The sequence below is a fragment of the Devosia psychrophila genome (assembly GCF_000971275.1).
Classification (GTDB): domain Bacteria; phylum Pseudomonadota; class Alphaproteobacteria; order Rhizobiales; family Devosiaceae; genus Devosia; species Devosia psychrophila.
In genome coordinates this window covers 1-511 of sequence record NZ_LAPV01000050.1, presented here as the reverse complement: position 1 = coordinate 511, position 511 = coordinate 1, and the positions used below count along the sequence as shown (strand labels likewise).

Sequence of the window (511 nt, the reverse complement as noted above, 5' to 3'; positions counted from 1 at the left end):
GCATGACGCCTTGTGGAACGATTCCTTACGCATGAAAAATTAAGTCGCGTCCACGCGTGTAGGTTAGCAGCTTGTGTGCCAAGTCCATGCTGCTGCGATTCCGGTCAAGAGAGTTGTTGAGCTGACCTGACAACCATTAGTGCCAAACGTTACGCCTTGCGTCTGTTGCTCAGAGCTCCTCGCTTAGCTTGTTTCCCGCCCAAATGTCTCAAACCTGCTGCTCCATTTCGCCATCCATCCTCTGTATAACGCTAGATTGTTCGTCTTCTTTCTCTTTTTTCCCTTTCTGCTTTCTCATCTCTTCTCCTTCTCCCCTCTATTCCTTCTCCTTCCCGTTACTTCCCCTCTTTTCCTCTCGCTGCTTCTCCTTCTCTCTGCCTTCCTCTCTCCCTCCTCTTCTCCTCTCACTCTCTCCACCACCAATCGCGCTTTCTGTCCGCCCTATCACCACTCTTTCTGCCGTCGCTCCCTCCCCCTTATCCTTTTTTCCTCCCCTCCTACCCTTCTTCTC

Annotated in this window: 1 protein-coding gene; it reads right to left on the bottom strand. The window is 51.5% G+C overall.

All coding sequences use genetic code 11. The features are described 5' to 3' along the window. Nucleotides 1-316: 316 nt before the first annotated feature. The coding region (locus WH91_RS24550; protein WP_046169783.1) for a hypothetical protein at nt 317-511 on the bottom strand (195 nt) is incomplete at its 5' end.